The organism is Candidatus Gastranaerophilales bacterium (assembly GCA_028693235.1).
GTDB lineage: Bacteria > Cyanobacteriota > Vampirovibrionia > Gastranaerophilales > Gastranaerophilaceae > JAQUVW01.
Window position 1 is genome coordinate 128,489 of the sequence record JAQUVW010000002.1, and the last position, 15,785, is coordinate 144,273.

Consider the following 15,785-nt stretch of genomic DNA (forward strand, 5'->3'; position numbering starts at 1 on the left):
TTTTTCAAATACTAAATTTGTTTTGTAACAAGAGCAAAAACGTCATTAAATATAATCAAAATCATTAAAATAACAAGCAAATAGAAGAATAAATTCCCTACAACTTCCATTGCCTTTTCATTTAACGGTTTTCCTCTCATTTTTTCTACCAACAAGAAAAACACATGCCCGCCATCTAAAGCCGGTATAGGCAAAAGATTAATAATTGCAAGATTTAAACTGATTATAGCAGTCAACAACAGTCCTTTAAACAAACCTTGATACTGAATAACATCAGAGCCAATTTTTGTTATAGCAACAATTCCGTGCATTTCTTGAACAGGCACTTTTCCCATAATCATTTTACTCAATCCGTATATCATCATAGATGTGTTGTAATAAATATAATCAGATGTATTTTTCATAACTTTTATTGGATTTCTGGTTTTATTCATATTTTCTTTGATTTTTTTCTCAATACCAATCATACCGTTTTCATCGGGATAAATATCGTTTAATTTAATTTGTTGACCATTTCTCAAAACTATTATTTGCAATGGTTTATAGGTATCACTCATAGCTGTTGCTATATCTTTTACAGAAATATTTTCATCTTCAACGGTATAATATTTTTTATTTTTTATATCATTTCTTATTTTAAGTTGTTTTTCGTCCAAATTTATTTCGTTTTCTGATTTTTTAACTTTTTCAAAACCTAAAAGCTCATCATAGGTAAAATGAACAGGTTGTTCAGCATCAAATTGAGGTAATTTTATAGTAGTTCCTTTTCTAATATATTCACCTCTGCTTATGTCGTTAATCTTAAGCAGTTCTGTTTCTTTTTTATTAACAAGCCTAAGGTCAGTAGTACCATCATAAGATTTAGACGCATTCAAATATTTATTCATAACGATAGGCAAATTGTCTTTAGAGCCATTAATAGAATAAATTATATCTTCTGATTGAAGCCCGGAAACGACTGTAGAAGGAGTTGCCGTTTGCAAAATTTTTGCAACAGATGTTTGGTAACTGTTAGATGGCAAATAACCCCAAATCATTCCTGCTAAATATACTATTAAAACAGCAAACAAAAAATTAGAAATAACGCCGGCTAAAACAACAGCAAGACGTTGCCTTATAGGTTTATTCATAAATCTTTCCGGAGAATCTTTAGGAAGTTCTGAATTTTCATCATCATCTGGAAAAGAAACATATCCGCCTAACAAAAAAGCGTGGATTAAAAATTCTGTATCTCCGAATTTTTTACTATACAAAGTTGGACCGAAAGGAAGCCCGAAACCAAATTTATCAACTTTCATTTTAAACAGTTTTGCAACGAAAAAATGACCTGCTTCATGAACTAATATCAACAAACTTATTAGTAATATCATTATAATCAGGTTCATATATGCCTCTTCAATCCTTATTTATTTGTACTTATCTTTTTACTATAATCATTCTATGATAAATTTGATAAAAAAACTACTTGATTACCTTTATAAACAAAAGTGCTATTTTTGTTCTCAATCTCTCGAAAATACGATTTTTTGTTCAAAATGCTATGATAAAATTAAATTTTTAGAATATAAAAAGCTTAATAATATTGATAGTTGTGCTATATATGGTGCAGTATATTACAAAGATATTATTAAAAAATTAATAAGAGGAGTCAAATATCACAATCAAAAAGAGCTTGCAAAATATCAAGCTAAATTGATGTTTGAATATTGGAAAAAAATACAATGCAAAAATGAAATTTATACAGTTGTTCCTGTTCCTTTACATAAAAACAGAATAAAAAAAAGAAAATACAACCACATGGATTTAGTAGGGGAAGAATTTTGCAAACTAACCGGATATTATTTCTGCCCTGATTTTGTTATCCGAGAAAAAGACACAAAACCACAATACAAATTAAATAAAGAAGAAAGAGAAAATAACCTGAAAAATGCTTTTTCTATAAATAAAGAACATAAACCCAAATCTCCCATCTTATTAATAGATGACATAACAACGACAGGCTCAACTTTTTATGAAATAATTAAATTATTAAACAAAAATAGCATAAAGGATGTAACGGCTTTTGCAACAGCAATTCCCGAGCATAATAATTTTTACATACAATGATATTAAAAGAATTTGCAGAATATTTACAAAATAATATAGAAGACTCATCGGTATATCTTTTAAACAAATGGATAAAAGATATACTAGAAACGCCTCCTCAATCAAAAGTAGAACAAGTTATCCATGCAGAAATATATATAGCAAAAAATAAATATAACGACACATTGCTAATAGGAAAAAGTGACAGCGGAAGAAAACTAATAGACACTTTATACAATTTTGCATTGAGTTTTGAACAACAAAAACTTGCTCGATGGTTACATACAAAAAAACCTGATGATTTTAAAAATTGTTAAAACATGCACTATGAGCATGTTTCCATGCCTTTTTTTTGTATTATAATAAATTATTTTATTTTAACGACTTGTTCAAAACCTGTGTATAACTGTTTATAAATTATTTTTTTCTGTTTAAATTTTTATATTTTTTCAGATACTTATAAACACCCCTTTTGCAAAAAATAATAAGCTTGTACAAAAAAACCAAATAATAAAATGTTTTCTACAAGTTTTAAAAAAAGCTATACGGTTGATTTAATTGAAAGACATGGTTTTTTCTACAGCTTTTTGATTCTTTATTACTTATTATTATTTTATTTTATTTATTTAAGAGAACTACTTTTTAAAGATAAAAATATAACCTTCAAAAGTTACCTTTTTGAAAATTCTGATTTATGGTTAATTTTTTTTAAAAAGTTTATATAATACCATGTTTCGGTTATAATTTTTTAATAAAGCTTTAATATTTGTTTAAAGAGAAGATTATAGAGGGAAAAATATGCTTTTTACAATTGATAGAGATTCGTTGCTAAATAAATTGAAAATTGTTGAAAAAATAACAATACCACGTGGTATTCAACCTGTTTTAGCAAACATATTGTTTGAAGCAACGGAAGGTACCCTCAAGTTAAGTGCTACAGACCTTGATATTTCTATAATTACTAATACAATGGCTTCTGTAAAAGAGGAAGGAAAAATTACACTTCCAGCTAAAAAAACTTTTGAAATTGTTTCTAAACTACCTGACAAACCGGTTGATTTTTCATTGAATAAAGATACAAATGTAGTAACAATAACATGCGGACATTCAAAATTTGATATAATAGGTATTTCCGCAGAGGAATTTCCTGTTTTAAGCACAGAAGAAGAACTTTCCAAAAAAGAATCTATCGAAATTGATATGGAACCTTTTGTTAAATCAATAAAACATACAGTTTATGCTGCAGCAAATTATGAAAACAGAAATATAATAAGTGGTGTTTTTTGTAACATTGCAGATGAAAAGCTAGAAATGGCAGCAACAGATGGTAATAGATTAACAAGAATTATTGAAAATATTAAAAATAAAGACGAAAAAACAGCAAAAATTGTTATTCCGTCAAAAACATTGCAAGAATTTTTAAGAGTCAGCTCTTTTGTAGCAGAAGAAAAAGTTGCATTGCACGTAGATTCTGCAAAAGTTATTATTCAAACAAAGAGCTTTTTGATTATATCAAGATTGTTAGAGGGCGAATATCCTCCTTATAAACAATTAATTCCTGCAAAAACAGAAAAAACAGCCATAGTTAAAAGAGATGATTTGATAAGTGCATTAGAGAGAGTCTCTTGTATGGTTAATGATAGAACCAGCATTGTAAAATTTGTATTTGAAGAAGGAAAATTGTTATTGAAAGCGGAAACTCCAGATTCAGGTACATCAGAAGATATGATTGATGTAGAGTATGAAGGTGAAGAACTTGCAATCGCATTTAATTATAAATATGTATTGGATTCAGTTAAAATAATGGAAAGTAAAAATACTCAAATAGGATTAGGTGGAAGTCTTTCTGCAACTATATTTAAACCAGATAGTGAAGAAGATTATTTGTGCTTGATAATGCCGATTCAAATTAGATAAATTTAGAAAGTAAGAATAGAGATGAAAGTTACAGTTAGAGTGCCGGCTACAACGGCTAATATAGGACCGGGATTTGATTGTATGGGAATGGCTCTTCCTATATATAATGAAGTGACAATTGAAGAAACTGTTTTACCGGGAACAGGCGTCGAGATAAATATTATCGACGAAGAACAAGAATTTGATACTCTTTCTATTCCGACAGATGAAAATAACATAGTTTATAAAGCAGTTGACCTTTTGTATAATTCTATAGGTCAAACAGCAAGTGAACTCAAAATTTCAATAAAAACACACATTCCGATTGCAAAAGGATTAGGTAGTAGTGCTTCTGTTATTGTAGGCGGATTAATAGCAGCAAATGAACTTTTAGGAAGACCTGCAGATGAAGCAGCACTTCTTTCTATAGCTACAGAAGTTGAGGGACATCCTGATAATATAGCACCTGCTATTTTGGGCGGATTTGTTTTGTCTTCACAAGAAGAAGATGGAAGTGTTTTGTATAGAAAATTGCCATGGCCAAAAGATTGGAAAATAACAGTTTGTATCCCTGATTACGAATTGGCGACTGAAATTTCTCGTTCTGTTTTGCCTGAAAAAGTTGAAATAAAAGACGCGGCATTTAATGCAAGACGTTGTGCAATGCTTGTTAATGCTTTATATACAGAAGATTCTGAACTAATGTCTGCTGCTTTACACGATAAACTTCACCAACAATACAGAGTTAAATTGGTTCCAGGGTTAAAAGAAATTACAGATAAATTGAAACACGAAGATAATGTATTAGGTAGCGTGTTGAGTGGTGCAGGTCCTGCAATGATAGTAATATCAAAGGGCGGTTCTTTGGATAAAATAAAAGAAATCGTATCTCAAACTTGGTTTGATCTGAATGTAAAATGTGTTATAAAAACATTAGATATAGAAGAAAATGGTGCAGTAATAATATAAAGGAGAACTTTATGAAAAAGTCAATTAAAGATTTGAATGACATCAAAGGAAAAAGAGCATTAGTTAGAGTAGATGTAAATGTTCCATTGGACGAAAATCACAACGTGACAGATGATACAAGAATTCAAGCTATTTTACCAACAGTAAAAATGCTAAAAGATAAAGGTGCAAAAATTATCCTTATGGCTCACTTAGGCAGACCAAAAGGTGAAGTAAAACCTGAATTTTCATTGGCTCCGGTTGCTAAATATTTAGCTAAAGTTTTAGGAGAAGATGTTAAATTTGTATCAACTTCTATTGGTGAAGGTGCCGAAAAAGAATTAGTAGATTTAAAAGACGGAGAAGTTGCATTGTTTGAAAATATCCGTTTTTATAAAGCAGAAGAAGCAAAAGATGACGATATGACATTTGCAAATGAACTTGCAAAACTTGGAGATTTTTATGTAAATGATGCCTTTGGTGCAGCTCATAGAAATCATACTTCAACAGCAAAATTAGCAAAAGTTTTGAAACCTGCTGTATCAGGATTGTTGATGGAAAAAGAATTAAGATGTTTATCTCAAGCACTTGATAATCCTGTAAGACCTTTTACTGCAGTAGTTGGCGGTGCAAAAGTTTCATCAAAAATCGGTGTTTTAGAAAATTTACTTGATAAAGTAGACAATATGATTATCGGCGGTGGAATGGCTTATACATTTGTTAAGGCAAACGGCGGAAAAATCGGTAATTCAATTTGTGAAGATGACCAAATTGAAGTAGCTAAAGCAATCGAAAAGAAGGCTAAAGAAAAAGGTGTAAAACTTGTAATGGCTACAGATGTTTTGGTTGCTGATGATTTTTCAGGTAATGGAACAAACAAATTTGTTAAAATAAATGAAATACCTGATGGGTTTGAAGGAGTTGATGCTGGTCTTGATTCAAGAAAATCATTTGCTGATGTATTAAAATCTTCAAAAACAATATTGATGAATGGACCGGTTGGTGCGTTTGAAAATCCTAAATTTGCCGAAGGTACAAAAGCTGTATTAGAAGCAATTGTAGAAGCTACAAAAAACGGTGCAGTTTCTGTTATCGGCGGTGGAGATTCGGTTTCTGCAGCTAAAAAGTTTGCAAAAGCTGAAGATTTTACCCATGTTTCAACTGGTGGCGGTGCTTCTCTTGAATTTATCGAAGGGAAAGTATTACCAGGAGTTGCTGCTTTAGATGAAGCTTAAAAAATAAAAAAATATGTAATTTAAAAAAGTGGGTTATTAAGTCATGTTAATAACCCCTTTTTTTGAACTTTATTTTGTAATAAAATATTTTTGGAAGTAAATATTTTACAATTTTATATAACTAGGAAACATTAATAATGAAAAACCAAAAAATAAGAAATATAGCAATTATTGCTCACGTTGACCATGGTAAAACTACACTTGTTGATTGTATGCTTAAGCAAGCAGGAGTTTTTAGAGAAAATCAACAAGTTCAAGAAAGAGTTTTAGACAGTAATGATATTGAAAGAGAAAGAGGAATAACCATTCTTTCTAAAAATATATCAATAAATTACAACGGATATAAAATAAATGTTGTGGACACCCCGGGGCACGCAGATTTTGGTGGTGAAGTTGAACGTGTATTAGGTATGGTTGATGGAGCGTTGCTTATTGTTGATGCAGCAGAAGGACCAATGCCTCAAACAAGATTTGTATTGTCAAAAGCGTTAGAGCTTGGAATTAGAATTATTGTTGTTATTAATAAAATTGATAAACCAGCAGCAGACCCGGCGAAAGCACTGGACGATGTTTTTGATTTGTTTACAGAATTAACAGAAGATGAATATTTGCTAGATTTTCCGTTTATATATGCAAGTAGCTTAGATGGCTTTGCTAAAAAAGAATTAGAAGACGATTCTGATAATATTATACCTTTGTTGGATTGTATTGTTGAAAATATAAATCCACCTGAAGGTGACGCTGAAAAGAAACTTCAATTCCAAGCTACTACACTTGATTATAACGATTATGTAGGAAGAATAGCAATTGGTAGAGTTGTAAACGGTGTAATTCACTCTCAAGAACAAGTAAGTCTTATAAAAGTTGATGGAAGTATTGAACGTGGAAAAATAATGAAATTATATGGTTTCCACGATTTAGGAAGAACGGAAATAGAAGAAGCTTATGCAGGTGATATCGTTGGAATAGCAGGATTTTCTGAAATTCAAATAGGTGAAACAATTTCCTGTTTGAATGAACCTGAAGCTTTACCTTTAATCCACGTTGATGAACCAACATTACAAATGAATTTTTCCGTAAACGCAAGCCCATTTGCAGGACAAGAAGGGAAATTTGTTACAAGTAGACAAATAAGAAAAAGATTGTATGATGAACTTGAAAAAAACGTAAGTTTAAGAGTTGAAGATACAGATACTACAGATGTTTTCAGAGTTTCAGGACGTGGAGAACTTCATTTAAGTATTTTGATTGAAACCATGCGTAGAGAAGGTTTTGAGTTTGAAGTTTCAAAACCGGAAGTTATTTATAAAAATATAGACGGAAAACAATACGAACCTTATGAAAATTTGTTGATTGATGTTCCAGAGGAAAATGCAGGCACTTGCATAGAACGTTTAGCAGGCAGAAAAGGTGAAATGCTTGATATGCAAGTTGTAGGCAATAGAACAAATATGAATTTTTCAATACCTGCAAGAGGATTGATAGGTTTTAGAAGTGAATTTATCAGATTAACTCGTGGTGAAGGTATTATGAATCATACTTTTGACTCATATAAACCATTTGCAGGAGATATTCCAAAACAAAGAAGCGGTTCTTTGATTTCTTTTGAAACAGGTGCAGCAATTCCTTATGCATTAAATCAGTTTGAAGATAGAGGCGTTTTCTTTATAACACCGAAAACAAAAGTATATAGAGGAATGATTGTTGGTGAATGCAATAGACCTCAAGATGTTGAAATCAATGTATGTAAAACAAAAAAATTGACCAATACTCGTAGTGCTACAGCAGACGTTATGGTTACGTTACAAGCTTCTCGCCAAATGGTTTTAGAAGATTGCTTGGAATATATCACAGATGACGAACTTGTTGAAGTCACACCAGATAGTGTTAGAATGAGAAAAGCTGATTTAACATTAAGAAGATATAACAAGTAAAAATTAACCATTTTTGGGACTTTAAATACTTAATCAATATGCTATAATATCATAATGGTTAGTTATTTAGAAACAAAAGAGTGGCTTGTTTTCAGGCTTTATAATAATAAATATGCAATTCCAGGGAAAGAAGTAAGTTCGCTTTTTCAAATTCCTGATGTTACGGTTTTACAAAATTATGATAAAAAAGTCAGAGGATTAATAAAATATCAAAATAAAATTATTCAATTAATTGATATTAAAAAAGTTCTTAATATAAAATCAACACAAGATGAAATAAAAGAATTTGAAGAGTTAATGGATGCAAGGCTTCAAGACCATGTTGTCTGGTTAAAAAGACTGGAAGAAAAAGTTTTAAACGATTCGAATGACGAATTAGTGACAGACCCACACGAATGTGCCTTTGGCAAATGGTATGATTCTTATAATCCAGAATCATATAATATTTTATTTATTTCTACCTTTAAAAAATTTGATAGACCTCATAAAGCAATTCATCAAATTGCTCATAAAGTTGATGAATTATTAAAAACAGGCGAAAAACAAAAAGCAATAGACTTGATAAAAGCTGTGAAAGATACTGATTTAAAACAGATGATTGAGTATTTTGATATAATAAAACAATCTTTTAAGGAAAGTAAAAAAGAAATTGTCATAGCTTTTACAAACGGGGATACAATTTTAAGCTTTCCCGTTGATGAAGTTATGTCTATTGAAGATATAAAAGATATTTCAGAAGAAACGGTTACTAATTCAAGTGTAAATTCTAATTTTATTACGGCGGTCGGTAAAAGAAAGAATGAAGAAGTCGTTTTTATAATCAATCAAAAAATATTTTTTGAGCAATACGGATATAAAAAATAAACTAAATTTTGTTATAAACTTTTATTATATGCCAGCCATATTGTGTTTTAACAGGTTTTGAAACTTCACCTATATTCATATTAAAAGCTGCATTTTCAAATTCTTTGACCATTTGACCACGGCTAAAATAACCTAAATCGCCACCGGATGTACCTGATGGGCATTTAGAGTATTCTTTAGCTAATAATTGAAAATTAGCACCTTCATCTAATTTTTGTTTTATGATTTCTGCTTGTTCTTTTGAATCAACTAAAATATGACTTGCTTTTACTTGTGAACAATTGGTTTGAAAAGCGATTGCTTTTGAATAATCGGAATTATTTAAAGAAGATAAGAAGCAAAAAGCACCTAAAAATAATAGTAAAAACAATTTAAAAACATTTTTCATAAAAATAATCCTCATCTTTTATCAGATGATTATAATCTAAAAGCAGGAAAAAGCATAGTTAAAAAGGCTATATTTTAGAGGCAATATCTACAAGTAATTTTGTAGATGTTTCAAAGTCTATTTTTTCGTCAGTGGATTGTATTAAGAAATTATTAATTTCGTCCATAAAGTTGATAGACCTATCAATCAATGGGTCAGAGCCTTTAACATAAGCCCCAATATTTATAAGGTCTTCATTTTTTTTGTAAACAGCCAAAAGGTTTCTTATTTTAGCAGCAGCTGATTTGTGTTCTTTTTCTACAACATCATTCATAACACGAGAAATACTTTGCAGAACATCAATAGCAGGATAGTGATTTTTGTGAGCCAAATCTCTTGAAAGCATAATGTGCCCGTCGAGAATACTTCTTGCTGTGTCAGAAATTGGTTCATTGAAGTCGTCACCTTCTACTAAAACAGTATATAAACCAGTGATGGTACCATTTTCATTGCTGCCTGCTCTTTCTAAAAATTTTGGCATTAAAGCAAATACAGAAGGAGTGTAGCCTCTTGTTGCAGGGGGTTCTCCTACGGCAAGGCCGACTTCTCTTTGTGCCATTGCAATTCTGGTTACACTGTCAAGCATAAACAAAACGTCTTTACCTTTATCTCTAAAATATTCAGCAATAGATATAGCCACAAAAGCTGCTTTAATTTTAACCAAAGAAGGCTGTTCAGAAGTTGCTACAACCACAACGGTTCGTTTCATTCCCTCGGGTCCTAGTATTGCGTCAATAAATTCTCTAACTTCTCTTCCACGTTCTCCTATAAGGGCTATAACGTTTAGGTCAGCGTTTGTGTTTTTTGCCATCATAGCAAGAGTTGTGCTTTTTCCTACACCAGAACCTGCAAAAACGCCCATTCTTTGACCTTTTCCAAGAGTGCAAAATCCATCAATAGCTTTAATACCTAGAGATAAAGGGCTTCTTATTAAGGAGCGAGCCATAGGATTGATTAGTTTTCCTTGTGTGGAATATAATTCTTGAGAATTTATTTCGCCTAAAGTATCAATAGGTTTTCCTAAACCGTCTAAAACTCTACCTATAAGCTGGTCACTTACTTGAATTTTCATAGGAGCACCAGTTGAAACAACAGTAGCACCAGGGCGAAGTCCTTCCATAGAACCTAAAGGCATTAATAAAATTCTTGATTCTTTAAAACCTACAACCTCGGCAAAAATAGGAGAGTCACCTTGTTTATTGTATATATGACAAAGGTCACCAATACTTGCTTCAGGGCCGTCAGCTTCTATTATTAAACCAATTATTTCAAGAACTTTGCCTATTTTACGGAGAGTTTTTGTTTCGATAATGGTTTTTTTGTAATTATCAAAAGTTGTCATTGTTAGAGTCCGTGAGTTCAGTATCGATTGTGTTATTAGTTAAAAAATCGTCTGCTTCTTTTACTAAAAGCTCCTCTGATTGAGTTTTTATTTCTGATAGCAATTTTTCTGTCAGTTCGTCTATTTGCGAGCTTATTCTTGAATCTACTCTTGAGTCTATACTTTCAACAATTGAGCCGTCCGGAGAAATAGAAGAATCTTCGGTTATTTTTATGTTAGAGATAAGAGAGTTTTGATTTTTTATTAAGTCTAAAACAGCCATTATTTCATTCCTGATTTGAGGATTTACAATAATTGTTATGTCTTCTTTTTCTTTAAGCTCGTTAATAGCAGATTCAGTAAGATTTAATAAAATATTTTTGTCCAAATCAAGTTTTTTATGGCAAATTTTGTCTGTAATTAAGACTATTAAATTAATCATATCAAGGTGCATAGATTTTATTATTCTTTTTTTTATATCAAAAGAATTTTCAACAAAAGAGTTAAATATTTCAATTTTGTTGTTAAATTCACCTTTAATATTACTCAAACCTTCTTCTTTGCCAGCTAAAAAACCGGCATCATAGCCTTCTTTTTGAGCAGCTTGTTTTATTTCTTCTGAAAGAGCTAAAGCTTCTTGTTGAGCTTGAGTTTTAGCTTCGTTGACAATATTAATTGCTTCTTGTTTTGCCGTTTCAATTATAGAAAGAGCCTTTATGTTATTTTCTTCAAGAGCGTGTTGTATTTTTGAAGAAACACTTTGGGGGTCTTTTTCAATTTTTAAAACGAAAGAATTGCCAAGATTTACGTTGTCGCTATCAATTCTACTCAATTAATTCATCCTCTTCCATGCCACGGAATATAACGATTTCGCCAGCTGTTTCAAGAGTTCTTATAATACCTACAATTTTGGATTGAGCAAGTTGAACATCTTTTGCTCTGACAGGCCCCATATATTCCATGTCGTCAACCAACATTTGTTGAGCACGTTCAGACATATTTTTCAAGATTTTATCTTTAACGTCATCTTTCATACCTTTGAGGGACATAGCGATATCTTTTGTTTCAACTTCTCTCAATACACGTTGAATAGACCTGTCATCAAGGTTTACAATATCTTCAAATACAAACATGAGAGATTTGACTTCTTCTACCAAATCGGCGTTGTAATCTTTCAAAAGCTCGACAACATTTTTTTCTGTAGCTCGGTCTGCTCTGTTCAAGATATTTGCAAGAGTTTGGATACCGCCTGCTTTTGAGAAGTCTTGAACAACAATAGAGGAGAATTTGCTCTCAACAATTTTTTCGATATCAGCAAGAACCTCAGGATTTGTAGAGTTCATTTCTGCTATTTTGATAGCAACTTGAACTTGAATACGAGGCGGCAAGAAATTCAATACTTGAGCAGAATTTTCAGGTTTTAAATAAGCTAAAATCAAAGCAATCAATTGAGGATTTTCATTTTGAAAAGAAGTTGCAAGTTGAGACGGGTCAGCGTCATTAAAAAATTGAAAAGGATTAGCACCAAGCAAAGATACCAATTTGTCTAAAATTGTTTGAGCATGTTCTGTTCCATAAGCTTTTTCTAGGAGTTGTTTTGCATAATTCATACCACCTGAAAGCAAGTAATCGCTAGCCAGGAAAAGTGAGTAAAATTCTTTTAAGACGTCATTTAAAACATCAACAGAAACTTTGTTTAAGCTTGCAATATCCAAAGTAATTTGCCCTAAAAGCTCATCATCAGTGATATTTTTTAAAATTTCAGAAGCAGTAGTTGGCCCAAGAGCAATTAAAAGAGCGGCAACCTTTTGGGTTGAAGTCATATATTCTATTGAAATATTTGTACTGTCCATTTTCTATTCCTTAATATATGAAATCAAAATTTTTGTAGCTTCGCTAGGGTCTGAAAGTATAGAATCGCTCAATTCTTGTTTAATTCGGTCAAATTCAGGGTCAACTTTAACATCCAATTCAGGTAAAGGTTCAATAGCCAAGCCATCTGTCATATCGTTATTTAGAGCAGGCATGGCAGGATTATCATAAGCAGGGAGGAAGTTTTCGTTACCTGAGTTTTCAAGAGCAGGAGTAGCATCTCCCATTTTTCTTATAAACATTCCTATTACTGCAAGAGCACCACCGCCTAGAATTAATACAATAATCATTGGCAATATTTTGTTATACAACAATTCTTGTTGCATTGCTTTGTCATATTCTGCTTGAGCTTTTGTTTGAGCAGCTTTTTCTTCGTCTAAAGAAGCGAATTGAAGGCTTGTTATATTAACGACGTCACCTCTATCGGCATTTAAACCGCTAGCTGACATAACGAGATTTTTTAATTCTGTTTTTTCTTCATCTGTTAAAATTTTATTTACAGCAACAGCAATTGTCATTCTTTTAACGGCACCAGGTGCGTAAACAATTTGTTTAACTTCTTTTGAAACGCTATATGTAGCAGAGGATCTTTGTTTTTGATAGTTCAAATTTTTATTTGCAGCTTTTTCGCCCTCTGTTTGAGCAGGGGCACCGTTTGGATTATCGTAAACCTCAGTTTCAGTTTGTTCTGTTGTTAAAACGCCTTCTTTTGCATTTTCATTGACGGGGACATAGCTTTCGATAGTAGAGCGAGTTGAGTTGAAATCCATATCGGCACTAACTTGCACGGTGACATTATCTTTGCCGACAATTTTTTCTAAAACGCTTTGGACTTTTTTAGCAGTGTCATTTTCAAAATTTGCTCTAAAGCTTTCAATATCGCTGGAGCTTTTTTCAACTTCATCTGTCAAACTGTTACCGCTTTGGTCAGTAATGAAAACTTTTTCAGGAGTAAGTCTTGGAACAGAATAAGCAACAAGATTTTTAATAGCTTTAACTTGAGCTGTTTTAAGCTTGATACCGGGTTGTAGTATTAGCATAACAGAAGCGGAGGGGATTTCATCTTTATCTTGAAAAACAGAGCGTTCCGGTTCAGCGATTTGGACTCTTGCTTTAGTAACTCCTTGTATTCTTTCGATAGAGCGAGTAATTTCTCCTTGAAAAATTCTTTGTTTTGTCAATTGATTTTTAAAATCTGTAGAACCGAGTTGCATGTTATCCAACAATTCAAACCCAGGGTTGCTGTCTTTAATCAATTCGTTTTCAGCAACAAAAAGTCTTAGTTCGTCTTGTTTTTCAACAGGAACTAAAATTGATTTTTTATCTTTACTTAACTTGTAGGCATATCCGCTTTTTTTCAAACTTTCAGTAATAGCGACGGAATCTTGTTCTGAAAGGTCAGAATATAAAGTTGTCCAATTTGGTTCAGTAGATTTAAACAAGAAATAAGAACCTGCAACGAGAGTAATAACAACCAAAACAACGAGCCCGAATTTTTTAGATAGGTCTAAGCCTTTCCACAAACGGGACAAATCATCTTTTAGCAATTTAAAATAATTATTACTCAACGTTAATTCCTTATATTACGCCTATTAAAAATATACCCTCTAATGTCAATATTTTCAAATATGTAAACTTAAATTAAAATCTCATTTGGTATAATTCGTTGTAGGCATTAATCATTTTGTTCCTGACTTGGATTGCCATTTGCATATTCAAACTGGCTTTTTCGCTTGCTATCATTACATCGTGGACACTTATATTTCCGCCAGAAGCAAGAGTTTCAACAGCTTTATTTGCTTCAACTTGGGTGTTATTTATGGAGTTCAAACTGTTACTAAAAGCGTTAGAAATGCTACCGGCTGTATTTTGAACCAGTGAACTTTCTTTTGCGGAAGCGACTTTTAAATGAGGATTGTCAGAATTTTGGTTAGCATTAAATTGCATAGCGTTAGCGTTGACATCCATTGTTATTCCCATATTGATAGGTTCAGGTTTTTGGTTTGGGTGTTCGATGGCAGAGATTTGATTGTCCAAAATATTTTGAAAATCATTAACCGAATCGTTTGAACCATTTATATTTGTTTTGCCCAAACTGTTTTCAAGAATTTTATTATAATTTGAAATTGGAGTATAATTCATTCCGAACTTACCTATACCTCCTATTGCATCACTCATGATAAAAATGTTACCTCATTGTCTTGTTTAAACATTATATTTTCATTGCAGCTGAAATCATAGATTTTGTTGTTTCAGCGGCTGCAGCATTAGCCTCGTAAGCTCTTGAGGCTCCTACCATGTTGACCATTTCCTCAACCACATTTACATTTGGTAAAGTCACGTACCCGTCAGCGTTTGCGTCAGGGTGAGAGGGGTCATATACGACTTTGTAAGGGTCTTTGCTTTCAGCTATAGAAGCTACTTGAACGCCTTGAGAGAGTTTTTTTTCGTCAAAAAACACACCGCCTCTTAAAACCATGGAGTTTTCACTGGGGCTGAAAACAGCTTGATGAGCACCATTTGGAAAAGCAGGGGCATTATCTTCAAGTTTATCCATATAAACAGCTCTGAAAGTAACGTCTTTTTTTGCATAAACACCGGGTGTTCCATCAGGTTTTCTTGTTGTGTTTATGTTTGCAATGTTGCTGGAAATTGTATCCAGTTTAATTCTTTGAGCGTTCATGCCGGAGGCAGAAACATCAAAAACATCAAAACTCATTATTAATTACCTCCTCCTTTAATTACTGTCCCCAAACCGGAAAGCATTTTACCTTCGAGTTGGGCGAGAATGCCATATTGAGTGCCGGCTTTTGCCATATCCATCATTTCTGTTTCAATATCAACGTTGTTGTCGGTTTCAGGATTATATTTGGAAAAATCTCTGATGACTTCAGGTTTATAGGCTTCAAATGAGTTTTTATTTAATAAAGCCATTTGTTGGGCATCAGGTTTTGTGACAATATCAAGAGAGGTTGCGTTGTAGGATAGAGCGGCACTATTTCTGCGTTTAATATCTTCTTTTGAAGTTTCTTCGCTTAAGATATTTCTCAATTGGTCTTCAAAAGCTACAACTTTTCTTTGATAGCCAGGAGTCATAACGTTGGCGGTATTTGCAGCAATAGCTTTTTCTCTTTGCATAAGGCCGTCCATTGCCAATTTAGTTATTTCTATCGAGCGAGTGCTTCCGAGTTGTTCCATTTTTT

16 protein-coding genes are annotated in these 15,785 nt (G+C 32.2%); 7 read left to right on the top strand and 9 right to left on the bottom strand.

Annotated features, from left to right (window positions below; all coding sequences use genetic code 11):
* Nucleotides 1-11: 11 nt before the first annotated feature.
* The gene (rseP, locus tag PHV37_03705; protein MDD3237180.1) at nucleotides 12-1,385 is read right to left on the bottom strand and encodes an RIP metalloprotease RseP; all 1,374 of its coding nucleotides are present in this window, start codon (nucleotides 1,383-1,385) and stop codon (nucleotides 12-14) included.
* A 55-nt stretch (nucleotides 1,386-1,440) separates the two neighbouring features.
* On the opposite strand from rseP, the gene PHV37_03710 reads away from it, so the two are divergent.
* From PHV37_03710 to PHV37_03740, 7 genes are all read left to right on the top strand, one after another.
* Nucleotides 1,441-2,106, top strand: a complete 666-nt coding sequence (locus PHV37_03710) for a ComF family protein (GenBank protein ID MDD3237181.1) — start codon at nucleotides 1,441-1,443, stop codon at nucleotides 2,104-2,106.
* Nucleotides 2,103-2,402: a hypothetical protein gene (locus PHV37_03715; protein ID MDD3237182.1), complete on the top strand. Its 300-nt coding sequence runs from the start codon at nucleotides 2,103-2,105 to the stop codon at nucleotides 2,400-2,402. Before PHV37_03710 ends, PHV37_03715 begins: the two co-directional genes overlap by 4 nt.
* A 481-nt stretch (nucleotides 2,403-2,883) precedes the next feature.
* Nucleotides 2,884-4,002 carry a DNA polymerase III subunit beta gene (dnaN, locus tag PHV37_03720; protein MDD3237183.1) on the top strand — a complete coding sequence of 373 codons (1,119 nt, stop codon included), beginning with the start codon at nucleotides 2,884-2,886 and terminating at the stop codon, nucleotides 4,000-4,002.
* A 21-nt stretch (nucleotides 4,003-4,023) separates the two neighbouring features.
* On the top strand, nucleotides 4,024-4,950 hold the full coding sequence (gene thrB, locus PHV37_03725) for a homoserine kinase (GenBank protein MDD3237184.1): 927 nt from the start codon (nucleotides 4,024-4,026) through the stop codon (nucleotides 4,948-4,950).
* An 11-nt stretch (nucleotides 4,951-4,961) separates the two neighbouring features.
* Complete coding sequence (locus tag PHV37_03730; GenBank protein MDD3237185.1) at nucleotides 4,962-6,164, top strand: phosphoglycerate kinase; 1,203 nt, start codon at nucleotides 4,962-4,964, stop codon at nucleotides 6,162-6,164.
* A 137-nt stretch (nucleotides 6,165-6,301) separates the two neighbouring features.
* Nucleotides 6,302-8,098, top strand: a complete 1,797-nt coding sequence (gene typA, locus PHV37_03735; protein ID MDD3237186.1) for a translational GTPase TypA — start codon at nucleotides 6,302-6,304, stop codon at nucleotides 8,096-8,098.
* A 54-nt stretch (nucleotides 8,099-8,152) separates the two neighbouring features.
* The gene (locus PHV37_03740; GenBank protein ID MDD3237187.1) at nucleotides 8,153-8,962 is read left to right on the top strand and encodes a chemotaxis protein CheW; all 810 of its coding nucleotides are present in this window, start codon (nucleotides 8,153-8,155) and stop codon (nucleotides 8,960-8,962) included.
* A gap of 1 nt (nucleotide 8,963) precedes the next feature.
* Here PHV37_03740 and PHV37_03745 read toward each other — a convergent pair whose 3' ends face one another.
* The 8 genes from PHV37_03745 to flgB form a co-directional block, all read right to left on the bottom strand.
* Nucleotides 8,964-9,350: a peptidyl-prolyl cis-trans isomerase gene (locus PHV37_03745; GenBank protein MDD3237188.1), complete on the bottom strand. Its 387-nt coding sequence runs from the start codon at nucleotides 9,348-9,350 to the stop codon at nucleotides 8,964-8,966.
* 67 nt (nucleotides 9,351-9,417) lie between these two features.
* On the bottom strand, nucleotides 9,418-10,731 hold the full coding sequence (gene fliI, locus PHV37_03750) for a flagellar protein export ATPase FliI (GenBank protein MDD3237189.1): 1,314 nt from the start codon (nucleotides 10,729-10,731) through the stop codon (nucleotides 9,418-9,420).
* Nucleotides 10,718-11,542, bottom strand: coding sequence for a FliH/SctL family protein (locus PHV37_03755; GenBank protein ID MDD3237190.1), 825 nt, complete (start codon nucleotides 11,540-11,542; stop codon nucleotides 10,718-10,720). Before PHV37_03755 ends, fliI begins: the two co-directional genes overlap by 14 nt.
* On the bottom strand, nucleotides 11,535-12,563 hold the full coding sequence (gene fliG, locus PHV37_03760) for a flagellar motor switch protein FliG (protein MDD3237191.1): 1,029 nt from the start codon (nucleotides 12,561-12,563) through the stop codon (nucleotides 11,535-11,537). Before fliG ends, PHV37_03755 begins: the two co-directional genes overlap by 8 nt.
* A gap of 3 nt (nucleotides 12,564-12,566) precedes the next feature.
* Nucleotides 12,567-14,150 (bottom strand): flagellar basal-body MS-ring/collar protein FliF, encoded by a 1,584-nt coding sequence (gene fliF / locus PHV37_03765; protein MDD3237192.1) that lies wholly within the window; start codon nucleotides 14,148-14,150, stop codon nucleotides 12,567-12,569.
* Nucleotides 14,151-14,223: 73 nt separating this feature from the next.
* Entirely contained in the window at nucleotides 14,224-14,760 is a 537-nt protein-coding gene (gene fliE / locus PHV37_03770; protein MDD3237193.1) for a flagellar hook-basal body complex protein FliE, read from the bottom strand.
* Nucleotides 14,761-14,794: 34 nt separating this feature from the next.
* Nucleotides 14,795-15,301 (bottom strand): flagellar basal body rod protein FlgC, encoded by a 507-nt coding sequence (flgC, locus tag PHV37_03775; protein MDD3237194.1) that lies wholly within the window; start codon nucleotides 15,299-15,301, stop codon nucleotides 14,795-14,797.
* A 2-nt stretch (nucleotides 15,302-15,303) separates the two neighbouring features.
* A complete protein-coding gene (gene flgB, locus PHV37_03780; GenBank protein MDD3237195.1) occupies nucleotides 15,304-15,780 on the bottom strand; it encodes a flagellar basal body rod protein FlgB in 477 nt (158 codons plus the stop codon).
* Between the last annotated feature and the right edge of the window lie 5 nt (nucleotides 15,781-15,785).